Annotated in this window: 15 protein-coding genes; 7 read left to right on the forward strand and 8 right to left on the reverse strand. The window is 36.8% G+C overall.

The genetic code is table 11. The features are described from left to right. Positions 1 to 18 precede the first annotated feature (18 nt). From cydB to aroQ, 7 genes are all read right to left on the reverse strand, one after another. Entirely contained in the window at positions 19 to 1,047 is a 1,029-nt protein-coding gene (cydB, locus tag ACSLUO_RS01285; protein WP_448245507.1) for a cytochrome d ubiquinol oxidase subunit II, read from the reverse strand. Beyond that, entirely contained in the window at positions 1,044 to 2,447 is a 1,404-nt protein-coding gene (locus ACSLUO_RS01290; protein WP_448245508.1) for a cytochrome ubiquinol oxidase subunit I, read from the reverse strand. Before ACSLUO_RS01290 ends, cydB begins: the two co-directional genes overlap by 4 nt. 105 nt (positions 2,448 to 2,552) lie before the next feature. Continuing rightward, on the reverse strand, positions 2,553 to 3,095 hold the full coding sequence (locus tag ACSLUO_RS01295; protein ID WP_448245509.1) for a GbsR/MarR family transcriptional regulator: 543 nt from the start codon (positions 3,093 to 3,095) through the stop codon (positions 2,553 to 2,555). Positions 3,096 to 3,540: 445 nt separating this feature from the next. After that, positions 3,541 to 4,602 (reverse strand): GGDEF domain-containing protein, encoded by a 1,062-nt coding sequence (locus ACSLUO_RS01300; protein ID WP_448245510.1) that lies wholly within the window; start codon positions 4,600 to 4,602, stop codon positions 3,541 to 3,543. Positions 4,603 to 4,727: 125 nt separating this feature from the next. Beyond that, complete coding sequence (gene accC, locus ACSLUO_RS01305; RefSeq protein WP_448245511.1) at positions 4,728 to 6,074, reverse strand: acetyl-CoA carboxylase biotin carboxylase subunit; 1,347 nt, start codon at positions 6,072 to 6,074, stop codon at positions 4,728 to 4,730. 24 nt (positions 6,075 to 6,098) lie between these two features. After that, on the reverse strand, positions 6,099 to 6,551 hold the full coding sequence (gene accB, locus ACSLUO_RS01310) for an acetyl-CoA carboxylase biotin carboxyl carrier protein (protein ID WP_448245512.1): 453 nt from the start codon (positions 6,549 to 6,551) through the stop codon (positions 6,099 to 6,101). Between the two features lie 27 nt (positions 6,552 to 6,578). Then, entirely contained in the window at positions 6,579 to 7,025 is a 447-nt protein-coding gene (aroQ, locus tag ACSLUO_RS01315) for a type II 3-dehydroquinate dehydratase (protein WP_448245513.1), read from the reverse strand. A 328-nt stretch (positions 7,026 to 7,353) separates the two neighbouring features. Between aroQ and ACSLUO_RS01320 the strand changes: the two genes are divergently transcribed. The 4 genes from ACSLUO_RS01320 (at position 7,354) to ung (ending at position 12,321) form a co-directional block, all read left to right on the forward strand. Continuing rightward, on the forward strand, positions 7,354 to 7,749 hold the full coding sequence (locus ACSLUO_RS01320) for a type 2 periplasmic-binding domain-containing protein (protein ID WP_448245514.1): 396 nt from the start codon (positions 7,354 to 7,356) through the stop codon (positions 7,747 to 7,749). Beyond that, positions 7,727 to 8,947, forward strand: a complete 1,221-nt coding sequence (locus tag ACSLUO_RS01325) for a hypothetical protein (protein ID WP_448245515.1) — start codon at positions 7,727 to 7,729, stop codon at positions 8,945 to 8,947. Before ACSLUO_RS01320 ends, ACSLUO_RS01325 begins: the two co-directional genes overlap by 23 nt. Before the next feature lie 5 nt (positions 8,948 to 8,952). Then, positions 8,953 to 11,397, forward strand: a complete 2,445-nt coding sequence (locus tag ACSLUO_RS01330; RefSeq protein WP_448245516.1) for a putative bifunctional diguanylate cyclase/phosphodiesterase — start codon at positions 8,953 to 8,955, stop codon at positions 11,395 to 11,397. Between the two features lie 264 nt (positions 11,398 to 11,661). Further along, the gene (gene ung, locus ACSLUO_RS01335; protein WP_448246154.1) at positions 11,662 to 12,321 is read left to right on the forward strand and encodes a uracil-DNA glycosylase; all 660 of its coding nucleotides are present in this window, start codon (positions 11,662 to 11,664) and stop codon (positions 12,319 to 12,321) included. Between the two features lie 45 nt (positions 12,322 to 12,366). Here the strand turns inward: ung and ACSLUO_RS01340 are convergent, their stop codons facing one another. After that, a complete protein-coding gene (locus ACSLUO_RS01340; RefSeq protein WP_448245517.1) occupies positions 12,367 to 14,175 on the reverse strand; it encodes a protein-disulfide reductase DsbD in 1,809 nt (602 codons plus the stop codon). Between the two features lie 257 nt (positions 14,176 to 14,432). Between ACSLUO_RS01340 and ACSLUO_RS01345 the strand changes: the two genes are divergently transcribed. The 3 genes from ACSLUO_RS01345 to groL all read left to right on the forward strand — a co-directional run bounded on the left by ACSLUO_RS01345 (position 14,433) and on the right by groL (position 17,048). Beyond that, a complete protein-coding gene (locus tag ACSLUO_RS01345) occupies positions 14,433 to 14,924 on the forward strand; it encodes an FxsA family protein (RefSeq protein WP_448245518.1) in 492 nt (163 codons plus the stop codon). A gap of 93 nt (positions 14,925 to 15,017) precedes the next feature. After that, positions 15,018 to 15,308, forward strand: coding sequence for a co-chaperone GroES (locus ACSLUO_RS01350; protein WP_448245519.1), 291 nt, complete (start codon positions 15,018 to 15,020; stop codon positions 15,306 to 15,308). Between the two features lie 90 nt (positions 15,309 to 15,398). Further along, a complete protein-coding gene (gene groL, locus ACSLUO_RS01355) occupies positions 15,399 to 17,048 on the forward strand; it encodes a chaperonin GroEL (RefSeq protein ID WP_448245520.1) in 1,650 nt (549 codons plus the stop codon). Positions 17,049 to 17,060: the final 12 nt, after the last annotated feature.

The raw sequence follows: 17,060 nt of genomic DNA on the forward strand, positions 1-17,060 counted from the left end.
TTATGCGCCATTTATTCATTAATAATTTAGCTTTGAGGTTTTACCGCTAAACACTTTGTAAGCAAAGATGGTGTAACCAATGATCATGGGTAGCACAATAACAGCCCCATAAAAAATAACTTTTAATGATTCTCGGCTACTTGCTGCTTCAAATATTGTCATTTGATTAGGTACAACATAAGGATAAAAACTATAAGCTAAGCCACAAAAGCAAACGGTAAACATAATAATCGCTGACATAAATGGGTACCAGCATGCTATATCATCAGTTAGTGGTACTCGCTTTAAGTACAGGTGCACTGAGACAAAAGTAAAAGCGAATAACATGGTAATAGGCACTAAAATAAATACTTGTGGAAAACCGAGCCATTTATCCATCAATACAACGTCCATCATTAAGTTGGCAATACACACAGAAATAATTCCCAGCATCATAAAAATATTGCTATACGTTGCCCACTTAGCTGCACGTTTTTGCAATTCGCCCTCGGTTTTCATCACCAGCCAAGCTGAGCCAACAAAACAATAACCAGCCGTTACACAAATGCTAGCTAAAATGGCAAAGCTTATACCAATAATGCCATCATCAAAACCGGTAACAAAACGTCCTAGCATATAGCCTTGGCTGAGTGTTGCCAGTAACGAACCAAACTTAAAGGCGAGATCCCATTTGTGTTTTTCTGTGCTTGGCGCTTTGGTTCTAAAATCAAAGGAAACACCACGTAAAATTAAACCCGCTAACATTAAGGCGGTAGGTAAATATAGCGCTTGAAAAATAATGGAATGAGCTTTTGGAAATGCAATCAACAATAAGCCAATTGCAAGCACTAACCAAGTTTCATTGGCATCCCAAAAAGGTCCTATGGAGTAGATCATTTTGTCTCGCTGATTTTGATTCAAGTTACCTGAGCGCTCATCACCGAAAGGAAGTAACACACCAACCCCAAGATCATAACCATCTAAAATGGCATAAACTAAAAATGAAATGCCCATCAAAACAATAAATACTACCGGCAACCAATCATAGCCTTGTGTTAGTTCATTCATTTTGTTGCTCCTAAAGATTCTGACGTTGTGTTGTCGTTGTCAGCCATTTTATTAATGGTTAAGTTCTCAGCTTCTAGTTTTACCGCGCGGTTAGCCATAACAAATAAGGTTTTAATGTAAGCAAATAGTAAAAAAGCATATAGCGATAAGTAGATTGCTAACGAAATACTAATGTTTTCAGGAGGTACTTGCGTTACAGCATCTCTTGTTTTTAAAACACCGGTAACTAAATAAGGTTGTCGGCCAATTTCGGTAACATACCAGCCGGCGAGTGTGGCAATCCAGCCAGAAAAGGTCATTAATACCGCACTTTTTAACAACCAAGTGGGATATTGCTTTTTATAAAATAATTGATAACAAGCAAGGTATGAAAAGAACAACATCAACATCCCCATAGCTAACATGATCCGAAAACTAAAAAATACCGGAGCAACGGGGGGATGCTCCCCCATAAAGTCGTTTAGCCCCTTGATCTCACCATCAAACTCATGAGTTAAAATGAGGCTGGCGATGTTAGGTATAGCAACTTCAGCGTGATTTTTTCGTGCTTTTTCATCAGGTAGTGCAAATAATAAAAGTGGCACGCCTGATTCCGTTTGCCAAACTCCTTCCATAGCTGCTACTTTCGCAGGTTGATGTTTAAAGGTATTTAAACCATGCATATCCCCAACCAATATTTGTATAGGGATTAATATGGCGGCTAATGTTATTGCGAATTTAAAAGCCATTTTAGCGGAGTTTTTCTTATCACCTTTAAGGATTCGGTAAGCTGAGATGCCGGCAATAAAAAATGCTGTAGTTAAGCCTGAAGCTAGTACCATGTGCATTAATCGATAAGGCATAGAAGGATTAAAAATTACTTGCCACCAATCGGTAACATAAGCAACGCCGTCGATCATTTCAAAGCCTGCTGGTGTTTGCATCCAAGAATCTAATGCTAGAATCCAAAAGGCTGATAAGCTGGTACCAATAGCAACTAATAAGGTGGCGATGGTGTGAACACGATTAGAAACACGTTCCATACCAAATAACATAATGGATAAAAATGAAGCCTCTAAAAAGAAGGCTGTCATAACTTCGTAACCAAGTAATGGCCCCGCAATATTGCCAACGGTTTCCATATAGCCAGGCCAGTTAGTGCCAAACTGAAAAGACATGGTAATACCGCTCACAACACCTATTGCAAAGGTTAGGGCAAAAATTCGCACCCAAAAACGATAGATACGTAGCCAATTATCATCGCCAGTTTGATTAAAACGCACTTTAAAAAACAACAGTACCCAACACAAAGCGATGTTGATGGTTGGAAATAAAATATGGAAGCTAATATTGGCGGCAAACTGTATACGCGAAAGTATAAAACTTGTTTCATGTGCTTGTGATAGTGCAATATCTAACATTTTTTGACCCTCGTTCAATATCATAATAACTGAGTAAATCAGTGATTAAATGAACTTGTTATTTATCGGTTCGGCGGTATGTAGTTACGAAAGCCGAAATGGCAATTACTTCATTAATAACTTGTCTTTAACATCTAAAATTTTGCTGATGCCTTCACCTAGTTTTAAGAGAGCAGATAGCTTTTCAGAAGACATGTTTTGTAGCTCATTTGACCACAAGGTGAACATCTCCATTAAGTCATGCATTTCTTTGACACGCTGTTGAGCGTATTCGTCTGTACTATTGGTTGGTTCAGCCATGAGGGCATCGCGCATTGTTGTCAATGTTGGATCAAGTTCTCGTTTACGACGCTCTATTACCAAAGTGCGGGCAATTTCCCAAATATCTTCAGGGGCCGTGAAATACTCTTTGCGATCTCCTTGAATATGTTGAAGCTTGATTAAATTCCAAGCTTTTAATTCTTTTAAGCCCATGCTGACATTTGAACGTGAAATTTGCAGGGCATCACTAATTTGATCAGCATTGAGTGGAGCTTCGGTTAGCACAATTAATGCGTACATTTGTCCTAACGTTCGATTTAACCCCCAGCGCGAGCCCATTTCACCAAAATGTAAAATAAGCGATTGAGTCATAGGTGTAACTTTCATTTTCTGTCTCTTTTGAATTTTCAGTAATTACTGAAAATTGTAAAACTTTCTTGATTTATGTCAAGTTTTATTCATGTGAGTTGAGTTAGGGAGAAAGTTTTTTAACTTGAACGCAGGATAAAAAATTATCATAACAATATGAAATACAGATGGTTTTGATGTTTTTTATTCTGGAGTGATGTTTTTCTTAGGATAAGGAAAATTTGAGCGCCAATAGTGAGCCTCAGTTTTGATTCAAACACCGTTCTACTTTATACGGAATGGTATTCCCCATCCAAGGGTGGCGTATTGCAATTAAATTAAGCTTGTGATTTTGTTGTGCGTAGGAAAAATAAATCATGGCAAGGCGCTTGATTTAGCAATAGCTGGTTACTGGGATTGAAAGCAACGCAGCCATGGAATATTGTAACCCGCACAAGAGGGCAATAATTTAATGAAATTGGTATTACATATCAACAAAGACGATTTGCTCTCCACCCATAGCTTTCGCTTTCATCAAGCCTTTATCGGCTCGGATATGTAAGGCACGAATGCCGGTATCATTTTTTTGTAAGGTGGTTACTGAAATACAAAGTTTTAGCTCAATTTGCTGACCATTAACTTGCAAACCATGGTCACGAATATAGTGATAAATTTTTTCTACTAAGTGTTTTATGCTTACGCAATCGCGATTAGGTACTGCGATATAAAGTAAGTCGTTATTAATGGTAGAGACAATATCAGATGAACTGACTAAGGCTTTTAAGATGTGGTTTAACTTGTTTTTAATATCAACAATAAAATAATTATCGAAGTGACTTTTTAATTCATCAAAATTTTCAATATCAACGTAGATCAGTGAAAAGTCAGAATTTAGTTCCTGTGCATTTTTTAGCATTTGCTCAACAGTAAGGGCGTGTTCATTAGAGCTTAACGAATTGGATATATCTGATTTATTGGCTAAATAATAAAGTTCTTGCTGTATTTGTTCGATATGATCTAAGTGTTTTTCCATTTGACCGGTATAAGCTGACATTACTAAAATGAGTACTAAAAAACTAATTAAAATACTTAAAATAGACTCGGCATTTAAATTACTTTCAAAATAAAAGCCCGCAACGGCAATAAAAACAAAAGAGCAATAGCCGTACAAATTTCCATATTTTTTACCAACAAATATAAAAGAAATCATGGTTGAAAGAAAGAACCAGATTGCACGGAAAGCGTCATTATCAGCAAAGAGTAGTGCGGTAATAGAAGTAATAAAACAAAACAGCAAAAAATAATGAGAAGCACAAGTTAAACTCATTTTTCTATGTTTAAATAAAAAATAAGCGGGCAATACAAAAGCGGCGTGCAAATAATTATTTATACGCTGTACATCACCAATATAATTGATTTTTAAGGTGTCTAAGATAGCAAAAAATAAGGTGAATATTACTGAGATTATCATGATACGACCAAGAATAAGTGCTTTAAACTGCTTATTTTGGACGTGACTGTTAGTGGTAATAATTTCTGAACGCATATCGACTATATCATTTATATGAATTTTTTTATTGTTATAAAAAAAGCCCCTTAAAGCTTATTCATTTAAACAGCTAAGGGGCTTTAATAGATAGTACAATACCACTTTTTTCGTAGTTTGGCTTGTTATTCTTGCTCGGCTAACATTTTCTCTAAATAATGAATGTTAGCACCGCCATCAACAAAGCCTTTATCGTTTAAGATATCTTTGTGCAATGCAATATTGGTTTTGATACCGTCAATTACTAATTCATCAAGCGCATTTTTCATGCGAGCGATGGCTACTTCACGACTTTCACCGTAAGTAATTAACTTACCGATCATTGAGTCGTAATGTGGCGGAACTGAATAGTCGGTATAAATATGAGAATCCCAACGAACGCCCATACCACCAGCAGGGTGGAAACGGGTGATTTTTCCTGGCGAAGGAATAAAAGTACGAGGATCTTCAGCGTTAATACGACATTCAATTGCATGACCTTTAACGTCAATGTCTGATTGCTTGATGGTTAATTTCATGCCAGAAGCAACACGAAGTTGTTCTTTGATTAAATCAACACCCGTGATCATTTCAGTTACCGGATGCTCTACTTGAATACGGGTATTCATTTCAATGAAATAAAACTCACCATTTTCAAATAAAAATTCAAAGGTACCAGCACCACGGTAATTAATTTTATTACACGCATTACAACAACGTTCACCAATTTCAGCACGTAATTCAGGTGTAATACCTGGTGCAGGTGCTTCTTCAACAACTTTTTGATGACGACGTTGCATTGAACAGTCACGCTCAGCTAAATGAATAGCATTACCTTGACCATCAGCAAGTACTTGTATTTCAACGTGACGAGGATTTTCAAGGAATTTTTCCATGTAAACCATGTCGTTATTGAAGGTTGAACGGGCTTCATTTTTGGTTAATTGGATCGCGTTAATAAGTTCGCTTTCTTCACGAACAACACGCATACCACGACCACCACCGCCACCAGAGGCTTTAATGATCACGGGATAACCAATACGACGACCATGTGCAATATTAGCAGCATCATCATCAGTTAATGGCCCGTCAGAACCTGGTACACACGGTACACCAGCTTCTTTCATAGCTTTGATCGCTGAAACTTTATCACCCATCAAGCGGATGCTTTCGGCTTTTGGCCCAATAAAAGCAAAACCTGAATTTTCAACCTGTTCGGCAAAGTCGGCATTTTCAGCTAAGAAGCCATAACCAGGATGAATAGCTGACGCATTAGTCACTTCAGCTGCGGTAATAATACGCGGAATATTTAAATAGCTGTCTAGCGCTGAAGGTTTACCAATACAAATGGTTTCATCGGCTAACAATACATGCTTTAAATTTTTATCTGCTGTTGAATGCACAGCAACAGTTTTTATACCAAGCTCTTTACATGCACGTAAAATACGCAATGCAATTTCGCCTCGGTTTGCGATAAGTACTTTTTCTAACATAGAATGCCCCTTGTTTGTTTGGGCTTATTCAATGATGAATAGCGGTTGGTCAAATTCAATAGCATCTTCGTTTTGAACTAAAATTTCTTTAATGACACCAGACTTATCAGCTTCAATTTGATTCATCATTTTCATTGCTTCTACGATACATAAAGTATCACCAGCATTTACATGCTGACCAACTTCAACAAATGCCGGAGCATCAGGAGAAGAAGCCGTATAGAAAGTACCAACCATTGGTGAACGAACAACATGACCACTAATTGCCGCCGGTGCTGATGGTGCTGAAGCTGGAGCAGCTGCAGGTGCTGCCGGAGCTGGAGCAGATTGCACTGGTGCTGGCGCATATGTTGGTGCTGCTACCACTTGACCACCACGGCTAATGCGTACTGATTCTTCACCTTCAGATATTTCTAACTCATTAATGCCTGATTCTTCAACAAGTTCAATGAGTTTTTTAATTTTACGAATGTCCATTTAGTACACCTTATTTTTTTGTGTAAATTAATTGTTAAGTTGGTTAATCGCGGCCTCTAGAGCAAACGAATAACCTTGAGCGCCTAAGCCGCAAATTACGCCTTGAGCTTTGTCTGATAAATATGAATGATGTCGAAATGCTTCCCGAGCATGTACATTAGATAAATGTACTTCAATAAAAGGGATGTTAACGGCAAGTAGTGCATCACGCAGAGCAACACTAGTATGAGTAAATGCTGCTGGATTGATAATAATAAAATCTACTTTTTCAAATGCTTGATGAATAGCATCAATAAGCTCAAACTCGGCATTTGATTGTAAATGGCTTAAGTGAACATTTCTTTCGTTAGCCTGTTGAGATAAGTCAGCAATGATCTGCTCAAGTGTTTGATGACCATAAACATTAGGCTCTCTTTTACCTAACATATTTAAATTGGGGCCATTTAACACTAAAATGTTATAAATTGCTGTCATTTTCTGTGAAAAACCATTTAAGTAGTAATTTAGCCATGATAATAAAAAAATAACCATTCGGGAATAGCTGAAAACACTTTTTTTTATTATTCTTTCAACTTTTTGCAATATTATCGTGATTTCGAAGAAATTAGCAGCAACTTAGTGGTCTAATCAGTTAATATTGTTTCTCAAGAAATTTAAACTAAACTTTAAATAGCAGAGCTTAGTTTTTTGAGGTAGCCTTAATTAAACTAGGAAAACATTCTATTAGGATTTTGTCGCGTACAGCTCACGTGCGAAACAATAAAAGGAATTTTCTATTAATAAGTTAAGCGTTTTTTTATTGGTGTTACTTTTTACGGCATTTTTCCGTGTTAATGCTGTGGAGGTTATTGTTCACGATAAAAATATAGCCACTTCTGCTCTCACCACTTATCAAATTCGTCAAATTTATACTATGCGGCAAACAGTTTGGCAGGATGGTCAAAAAATAGTTGTTTATGCGCTTGCAAGTAATTCAGAACTTCATCAAGAATTTAGTAAAGAAATTCTAAAAATATTTCCTTATCAATTAGATCGAATTTGGCGAAAACTCATTTATTCGGGTTTAGGGGAAATGCCGGTTATTGTTAATTCGATATCTGAACTGAAAACGGCGGTTATGAATACACCAGGAGCTATTGGCTATATTGATAAAGTAGGGCAGGGAGATAACTTTAATGTTATTAAAATTACCGAGTAAAAAAGCAAAGCCCGTAAATAAACCATACTATTTACTTATTTTGTACGTGGTATTTTTTACCGTTGGGACAAAAGCATTAGCCGATGAATTTCAGGTGCATGGTTTTATCGCTCAAGGAGTGGTGCAAAACAAAGGCAGTAACTTCGTTATTGAAGATGATGAACTTACTTTTGATTTGACGGAGTTAGGGTTAAATTTTTCTTATCAATTGAGTGATAGCTTACGTTTTGCTGGTCAGGCGGTTTATTTAAATGGTGGCAACCGTTTTGATGAAGGCTTACGAGTTGATTATTTATTAGCGGATTGGAATTTTTATAACAGCGAAAAAAATCAAAGCCATTTATATATTGGCCGGATTAAAAACTACCATTGGTTGTATTCAAGCACTCGAGATGTGCCGATGACAAGACCAAGTATTATTTTACCACAATCCGTTTATTTTGATGGTACTCGAGATATGTCGGTAGGTGGTGATGGCATTGCCTTTTCAAATAAATACGCGTCAGAAAATATCGGTGAAATTGATCTCACCATTAGCTCTTCAAAAGCGCCAATTCCTACAGGTGATACCCGAAGCATTGTTGACCCAAAAACCAAAGGGCGTTTAAAACATGATGCTGATTTACAAGCTAGTATCTATTGGCGGCCGGTTGCCTTACCTTGGCGGTTTGGTTTTGCCTTAACCGATGCCAGATTTAAATACGAAAGTGCATTGGATGATATTTATGACAATGGCGAAATTGATTTACAACGTTTTTACCTTAATGCTGAATATTTTGGTGAAAAGTGGTCACTGAGTGCGGAATTATTACAGGAAAAAATGGCCTTAACCGGTTTGTTATTTCCAGAGTTTTCACGCCCAACAACTGGCCAAGGTGGTTATCTTCAAAGTGAATATAAAGTAACACAAGACATTCAATTGTTAGCTCGGTACGAAAGATACTTTGCCGATAAAAATGACAAAAGTGGTAATCAATTGGCGGCATCAACGTTTGGAGCTGTGCCTTATTATTTTGGTTTTCAGCATGATGTAACGCTTGGTCTGACTTATCATTTTGATTTTAATTTAAAATTACAATTTGAACATCATTGGGTGCAAGGCACCGCACGCCTGACGCCATTAATTATTCCGGATCCCACCAATAATCCCCAGGAACACTGGCAGCTCACCGCACTACAATTAATGTATTGGTTTTAACGCTTATGAAATTATTTATTAGTGTGCCGAGTAAGTTACTTTTTCTTATCTTAACTATTTTGTTAATTATTAGTGCGGGTTACTCTTGGCATTCATTAACCCGCTTAGAAGGTGAGTTTCAGCAGCATCAAATTGAAAGATTAGTAAAAGAGCAGCAACTTTTTGACCAGCACCTTGGTCAATTAAAATCACAATTATCAGCTTGGTTAGAGTCTTTTTCTGACATTAACCAATTACAAGATAAAGGTGATTTTCAAACTTTTTCAAAGTCATTGGCTAAACAATATAATGGTTTGCAAATGCACTTTAATATTGAACAACTTTGGCTTATTCAGTCAGGTGATGTGCTTTTTCAAACAGCGCCAGTAACAAGTTTAGTGTTAACTAATACCAAACAGGTTTTAGCGAAACAGCAGCCGGTAGAAGAAATTTATTGCCAAAACAGTTGTTTACAAGTTATTTCCATTCCGTTATTAAACTTTGATGGTGAAATAGCGGTTGTTACCTTAACAGCGTCGCTAGTGGATATTTTATATTCATTAAATACCCTGTTAAAACATGATATCGCGATATTTAAAGAGCCAAAACTTGGTAGTGTAGAATCATCAGACGTTGGCGTAATATCAACAACGAATGCTGAATTAACCAAACAACTGCTAGCTCAAAAACAATCAGCGTTAACCTTTGCGATAAAAGCTCAGCAAGGGAAGTTAGTTGAAATAAATAACCATTTTTATTTAATGAATTTATTACTCTTAGCTGAATCGAATGATGCCTTTTATCGCTTAGCATTAGTTGAAGATGTTACCCAATTAAAACAACAGAATAACCGCAATCGTGACCAATTTTTATTGTCTATTTTTGTTGTGTTTATTGCGGTCGCCGTGCTGATTTATTTTATTATTAGCCCATTTACGTCGAAACTTTTAACCTTGTCACGTGCTTTGCCTATGTTAGCACGTAAAGAATTTACACAATTTAGAGAAATAGATTTAACCTCAAACGGTTTGTTTGAAGATGAATTTGATGTTTTGGCAAACTCAAGTGGTGAATTAAGTGTTGAGTTAGAAAAGCTTAATTTACAGGTCGAACAAAAAACCAAAGAGCTCGAAAATATAGCTATGTATGATTTGCTGACTGGTTTGCCGAATCGCAATATGCTTAATTTTGAACTTAAAAAAGAGGTTGCTAAGCTGGTTTATAGTGATCATAAAATAGCGGTACTTTTTTTAGATCTTGATGATTTTAAAAAGGTTAACGACAGTCATGGTCATAGTGAAGGTGATCGTTTGTTGATTGAAGCGGCTAACCGAATACGATTAAGTATTCGCCCGATTGATCTTGCGTGTCGTTTTGGTGGTGATGAGTTTGTGGTTATTTTGAATAAAATATCACATTTAAGCGACGTTGAAACTATCGCAAATACCATCTTAGATAAATTTCGAGAACCCATTAAAATCGATTCCAGCTTATTTTATGTTTCTACCAGCATAGGCATTGTGGTGTCTGATCATGCCGAGTTAAAAGCCGATTCATTAATTAGTTTTGCAGATATTGCTATGTACGAAGCTAAAGATCATGGTGGTGCTCAATATCATGTTTATCATGCAGATATGTATCAACGAGTAGCGCATCGTGTTTTTATGGAGAATGAAGTACGGCAAGCGTTAATAAAAGAGCAATTTAGTTTAAGTTTGCAGCCGCAAATTTCTGCCAAAGATCAAAAACTCTATGGTTTTGAGGCTTTACTTCGTTGGAAACATCCTGAACGAGGCATGATATCACCTGATGATTTTATTCCTATTTTAGAAAACTCTGAACATATGATCGAGCTTGGTTATTGGGTGATCAGACGTTGTTTTGAATTAATGACGGTGTTTATTGGTTTAGGTCACAAAGACTTGCGGATCGCGATAAACTTATCAGCAGGACAGTTTGTTGATCCTAATTTAAAAAGTTATTTTGAGCGTTTATTAACTGAGTTTAAATTATCACCACGGCATTTTGAATTAGAGCTGACTGAGCAAACGTTAGTAAAAGATATTAACCATACTATTGCTGTGATGAATGAACTAAAAATGCTTGGTTTTAGTTTTGCTATTGATGATTTTGGCACAGGTTATTCATCATTGAGTTACCTTAAAAAAATGCCGGTTGATGTGATAAAAATTGATAAAAGCTTTGTTTTTGGCATGTTGGAAAACAAAGCAGATCATCAAATTATTTTATCCACGATTGCTATGGTGAAAAACTTAGAATTAATTGTGGTTGCTGAAGGGGTAGAAAGTAGCGCTCAACTACGTTCTTTAACTGAACATAACTGCGATATTATTCAGGGATATTATTTTTCTAAGCCGATCCCTGAAGCTGAGTTATTTGATTTTGTTGCTAAGTATATTGCCAATGGCTATTGGAAAACCAAAGAATCATCAGCAATCAACCAAGTGTAGTTGTTGGCTTATAGCAATTTCATTAAATTATTGCCCACTTGTGCGGGTTAAAATATTCCATGGCTGCGTTGCTTTCAATTCCAATTGCCAGCTATTGCTTAATTAAACGCCTTGCCATGATTTATTTTTCCTACGCACAACAAGATCACAAACGTAATGGTATTAGTTCAGTGGAGTAGTAATTTAAGGGGAGCTGAATTAAAGTAGCGTTCGCCTATTACTTTAAACACTAATGACCTTAAAAAACTCATGACCTTAAATACTATGAATGATTGGTTAGCCTTTATTACTCAAGAACAGCAGCAAGATTATTTAAAAAACACGTTAGCTTATATTAACGAGCAACGTGCAAGCGGAGTTACGGTTTATCCACCTGAAAATGATGTATTTAACGCATTTACCTCTACCCCTTTCGAACAAGTAAACGTGGTTATTCTAGGACAAGATCCTTATCACGGCGCTAATCAAGCCCATGGTTTATGTTTTTCAGTATTGCCTGAGGTTAAAATTCCCCCGTCATTAGTTAATATTTATAAAGAACTTGCACAAGATATTGAGGGCTTTGAAATACCCGTACATGGTTATTTGCAATCATGGGCCGAACAAGGGGTATTGTTATTAAATACTGTATTAACGGTAGAAGAAGGGAAAGCGCATTCTCATAAGCATTTAGGTTGGGAGCAGTTTACCGATAAAGTGATTGCTAAGTTAAATGAGCAAGGTGAAAATATTATCTTTATTCTATGGGGTTCGCACGCACATAAAAAAGGCAAAAACATTAATACCGACAAACACTTTGTTATAAAAGGGCCACACCCTTCACCGTTATCAGCGTATCGTGGTTTTTTTGGTTGTCGGCACTTTTCAAAAATTAATAAGATATTAACTGATCTCGGAAAAGCACCGATTAATTGGCAGGTTTGATAGTACTCAGCGTTATGTGAGTACTATCAATCCGTATAACGTACTTTATAAAAACTGAGTAATGTGCGCAGTAAATTGCTCTGCATCTTTAAAGCCAGTAACGCGCATTTGGGTTAATTCATTACCTGATAAATCAAAAAATAGAATTGACGGTAAACCAAAAACATCAAAATGCTCCATAATTTCAATACTCGTTTGACTGCCAGTGTCGGTTAAATCAATTTGCAATAAAACGGTATTACTTAAGGCGTTTTGCACATTTTCTTTTGGAAAAGTGAGCTCCTCAAATTCTTTACAAGCAATACACCAGTCAGCATATAAATCTAACATCACGGTTTTACCTTCAGCATTGGCGGTTGCAATGGCTTGATTTAGCTCGGTTAAGTTATTTACTTTAATAAAACTTTGATGCTGCGTGCTATGTTGCTGAATTACTGGGCTTGGGAAAACCGTTTGGTATAATTTATTCGCACCAAAAAATAACATGATAAAAATCAACGCAAAACGGAGACCATAAGCAAAGTTTTTATTACTGCTTTGTTGATTTGCCACATAAAAATAACTCCCTGCGGCTAATGCTAATAACGCCCATAATGCTTGGGTAGCTGCGGCAGGAATAAAGCGTTCTAATAAAAATACCGGTACGGCTAATAACAATAAGCCAAAAATATTTTTAATAATGTTCATCCAGTTACCGGCTTTAGGTAATATTTTTCCACCTGAACTACCTAATACTAATAATGGTAAGCCCATGCCTAAACTTAAGGCATATAAAGCCGAGGCACCTGTTAAAATATCACCACTATCAGCAATAAAAATTAATGCGCCAGTAAGTGGTGCTGTTGTACAAGGGGAGGCTACTAAACCTGAAATAGCACCCATAGCGATAACGCCGCCATAAGAGCCACCTTTTTGATTATTACTAATATTATTGAGTTTATTTTGCCAGCTTGACGGTAAGGCTAAATTAAATAGGCCAAACATCGATAAAGCTAAAAAGATAAACAAAACACTCAACACAATTAATACCGCAGGGTGTTGAAACATTGCCTGAAACTGCGCGCCCGCTAGCGCAACAACAATCCCTAAAATCGTATAAGTAATTGCCATGCCTTGCACATAAAAGAACGATAAGCTGAACGCACGCTTGGTTGATAATTTATCTCCTTGGCCAACAATAATCCCCGTTAAAATAGGATACATAGGAAAAACACAAGGTGTGAAAGACAATAATAAGCCACCAAGAAAAAAAGCAATTAATGTTAAAAATAAGCTATCGCCCGCTAACATATCAGCTAATTCAAATTGCTCACTTTGTTTGTTCTCTGGCTGATCATTGGCAACTGAGGTTGTGGTTAAGTCCGCTAACACATCATTGTTAGTCGCATTATTTGCATTATTAACAGGATCAAGTGGGATCGTTTTTGTTGTTGGCGGGTAACAGAGCCCTTTTTTGGCACAACCTTGATAACGAATAACCAAACTTGGGTTATCGCCTGTCGCGTTCACTTCAATCGGAATTTCAATTGAGCTTGGAAAAATTTCTTGAATGCCAAAATATTCATCATTGTGTTCAATTCCTTTAGGTAATTGAACTGGCGATATGTCTGCATTTTCTGGCGTAAATTTGAATTGGTGCTGATATAGGTAATAACCGTCTTTAATATTAAAACTAACGGTTAATTTTTTATCTTGTTGATGAAAATCAAAAATAAAGGCTTCATCAACTTTTAAAAACTCATCTTCATTACTTAAAAAAATATCAGAATTATCAAATAACGACTCTGTTGCCATGATTGATAACGGCAACAGCGTGGTAAAGATAAGCGAAAGTAATAATAAGGTTTTTTTCATGGTGTACTTCTTTTAGTTAACGGGTAAATATTTCTAAACAAAATGAAACAGCTTTAATTTACTTGGCGTAACTTAAATTAAGCTTAAATTGGCGTATTTATTTTAAGGTAAAATCAATACGTAAACGATCTAAATAAGCATTTGCGCACATTATCTTACACATTAAAAGTAACAAAGCTAAAGTCAATTTGTTTAACTGAGTTGAAAAAGACCCGTTCACCCTCATATTTGTTTCAATGAACAGCTTAGGAGCTATTATGTTTCGTGTGTTATTTTTTCTATTTATTGTCATTCCGATCATCGAAATTGCCGTTTTAATGCAAGTAGGCGCATTATTAGGTGCATGGCCTACGGTTGGTATTGTTATCATTACGGCATGGCTTGGCGCGAAAAATGTTCGCCAACAAGGTTTATCAACCATGCAATCAGTGCAAAATAAAATGGCCGCAGGTGAAATGCCGTCAGATGAAATTGTTGCTGGCTTTTTATTAATGATTGCAGGTGTTTTATTAATTACCCCTGGTTTTGTTACCGACGCTTTTGGCTTGTTGTTGTTAGTGCCGCAATTTAGGCAAGTGTTAATTAAAAATGTTCAGCAACATATGGCAAATAACCCTCGCGCCAATAGTCATTTTAGTTTTCATACCAGTCATAGTGTGAATCAGCCAAATGCTGATTATGTTGAACCTAAATCTAACAACCTTAATCAAGGTAACACCATTGAAGGTGAATTTGAGCGAAAAGAGTAAAAAACTTCAACTCAGGACTTGTTTTGCCAAAATAAGTCCTTATCTATTGAACAACTAAAATTTTTAATCCAAACATATTATCGGAGAAGATAAATGAGCATTCGTCCATTACACGATCGCGTAATCATCAAACGTAAAGAAGTAGAGTCAAAGTCTGCTGGCGGTATTGTATTAACGGGTAGCGCTGCTGAAAAATCAACTCGCGGTGAAGTCATCGCAGTTGGAAATGGCCGCTTATTAGAAAATGGCGACGTTCGCGCTTTAGACGTAAAAGTTGGCGACCAAGTTATTTTCAGTGAAGGTTATGGTGTTAAAACTGAAAAAATTGATGGTGAAGAAGTATTGATCCTTAGCGAAGGCGATATTTTAGCGATTGTAGAATAATCAAATTTTAATTCATTGCTTATTATTTGAATTAAAATTTTTCAAATCAATAAGCAGTGTTTAGAAAACCCATTATAGGAATTTAAGAACATGGCAAAAGATATATTATTTGGTACAGACGCACGCGTTAAAATGCTTAACGGTGTTAACATTTTAGCTAACGCAGTTAAAGTAACCTTAGGGCCAAAAGGTCGTAACGTTTTATTAGACAAATCATTTGGTGGTCCATCAATTACTAAAGATGGTGTTTCTGTTGCGAAAGAAATCGAATTAGAAGATAAATTCGAAAACATGGGCGCACAAATGGTTAAAGACGTTGCGTCTAAAGCTAATGATGAAGCGGGTGACGGTACAACTACTGCTACTGTTTTAGCACAATCAATTGTAACTGAAGGTTTAAAATCAATTGCTGCGGGTATGAATCCAATGGATTTAAAACGTGGTATTGACCAAGCTGTAATTGCTGCTGTTGAAGAATTAAAGAAAATTTCTCAAGAATGTACTGACAACAAAGCAATTGAGCAAGTAGGTACTATCTCTGCAAACTCTGACGCAAGTGTTGGTCAAATCATTGCTACAGCAATGGATAAAGTAGGCACAGAAGGTGTTATTACTGTTGAAGAAGGTCAAGCGTTAACTGATGAATTAGACGTAGTTGAAGGTATGCAATTCGACCGTGGTTACTTGTCACCTTACTTTATGACCAACCAAGAAAATGGCAGTGTTGAATTAGAAAATCCATTCATTTTATTAGTTGATAAAAAAATCTCGAACATTCGTGAATTATTATCAACATTAGAAGGTGTTGCTAAAGCGGGTAAGCCACTATTAATTATTGCTGAAGATGTTGAAGGTGAAGCCTTAGCTACTTTAGTTGTAAACAACATGCGCGGTATTGTTAAAGTGGCAGCGGTTAAAGCGCCTGGTTTTGGTGACCGTCGTAAAGCAATGTTACAAGACATCGCTACCTTAACAGCCGGTACCGTAATTTCAGAAGAAATTGGTATGGAGCTTGAAAAAGCAACATTAGAAGATTTAGGTCAAGCTAAACGTGTTGTTATCACTAAAGACAACACCACTATCATTGACGGTATTGGTGAAGACGCTGATATTCAAGCCCGTGTTGCTCAAATTCGTGGCCAAATTCAAGACTCAACTTCAGAATACGACACTGAAAAATTACAAGAACGTTTAGCTAAATTAGCTGGCGGTGTTGCTGTAATTAAAATTGGTGCTGCTACTGAAATGGCAATGAAAGAGAAAAAAGACCGTGTTGAAGATGCATTACATGCAACACGTGCTGCGGTTGAAGAAGGCGTAGTTGCTGGTGGTGGTGTTGCTTTAGTTCGCGTTGCTGACGCAATTAAAAACTTAGAAGGTGCTAACGAAGACCAAACTCACGGTATTAAAGTTGCGCTTCGTGCGATGGAATCTCCACTTCGTCAAATCGTGACTAACTGTGGTGATGAAGCCTCAGTAGTATTAAACGAAGTACGTAATGGTAAAGGTAACTACGGTTACAATGCTGGTAACAGTACTTACGGCGACATGTTAGAAATGGGTATTCTTGACCCAACTAAAGTAACTCGTAGCGCATTACAATTTGCTGCATCTGTTGCGGGGTTAATGCTAACAACTGAATGTATGATCACTGACCTTCCTGCTAAAGATTCTGGTGCACCTGCAATGCCTGATATGGGCGGCATGGGTGGAATGGGCGGCATGGGTGGAATGATGTAATTTATGCTTGCC

Source organism: Thalassotalea agariperforans (assembly GCF_053470345.1).

Bases quoted from the DNA above. Each gene is read 5' to 3' on its own strand.
- cydB (WP_448245507.1), bottom strand. From the start codon at position 1,047: ATGAATGAACTAACACAAGGCTATGATTGGTTGCCGGTAGTATTTATT.
- accB (WP_448245512.1), bottom strand. From the start codon at position 6,551: ATGGACATTCGTAAAATTAAAAAACTCATTGAACTTGTTGAAGAATCA.
- ACSLUO_RS01300 (WP_448245510.1), bottom strand. From the start codon at position 4,602: ATGCGTTCAGAAATTATTACCACTAACAGTCACGTCCAAAATAAGCAG.
- aroQ (WP_448245513.1), bottom strand. From the start codon at position 7,025: ATGACAGCAATTTATAACATTTTAGTGTTAAATGGCCCCAATTTAAAT.
- ACSLUO_RS01325 (WP_448245515.1), top strand. From the start codon at position 7,727: ATGTTATTAAAATTACCGAGTAAAAAAGCAAAGCCCGTAAATAAACCA.
- ACSLUO_RS01345 (WP_448245518.1), top strand. From the start codon at position 14,433: ATGTTTCGTGTGTTATTTTTTCTATTTATTGTCATTCCGATCATCGAA.
- ACSLUO_RS01340 (WP_448245517.1), bottom strand. From the start codon at position 14,175: ATGAAAAAAACCTTATTATTACTTTCGCTTATCTTTACCACGCTGTTG.
- ACSLUO_RS01295 (WP_448245509.1), bottom strand. From the start codon at position 3,095: ATGAAAGTTACACCTATGACTCAATCGCTTATTTTACATTTTGGTGAA.
- accC (WP_448245511.1), bottom strand. From the start codon at position 6,074: ATGTTAGAAAAAGTACTTATCGCAAACCGAGGCGAAATTGCATTGCGT.
- ACSLUO_RS01290 (WP_448245508.1), bottom strand. From the start codon at position 2,447: ATGTTAGATATTGCACTATCACAAGCACATGAAACAAGTTTTATACTT.
- ACSLUO_RS01350 (WP_448245519.1), top strand. From the start codon at position 15,018: ATGAGCATTCGTCCATTACACGATCGCGTAATCATCAAACGTAAAGAA.
- ACSLUO_RS01330 (WP_448245516.1), top strand. From the start codon at position 8,953: ATGAAATTATTTATTAGTGTGCCGAGTAAGTTACTTTTTCTTATCTTA.
- ung (WP_448246154.1), top strand. From the start codon at position 11,662: ATGAATGATTGGTTAGCCTTTATTACTCAAGAACAGCAGCAAGATTAT.
- groL (WP_448245520.1), top strand. From the start codon at position 15,399: ATGGCAAAAGATATATTATTTGGTACAGACGCACGCGTTAAAATGCTT.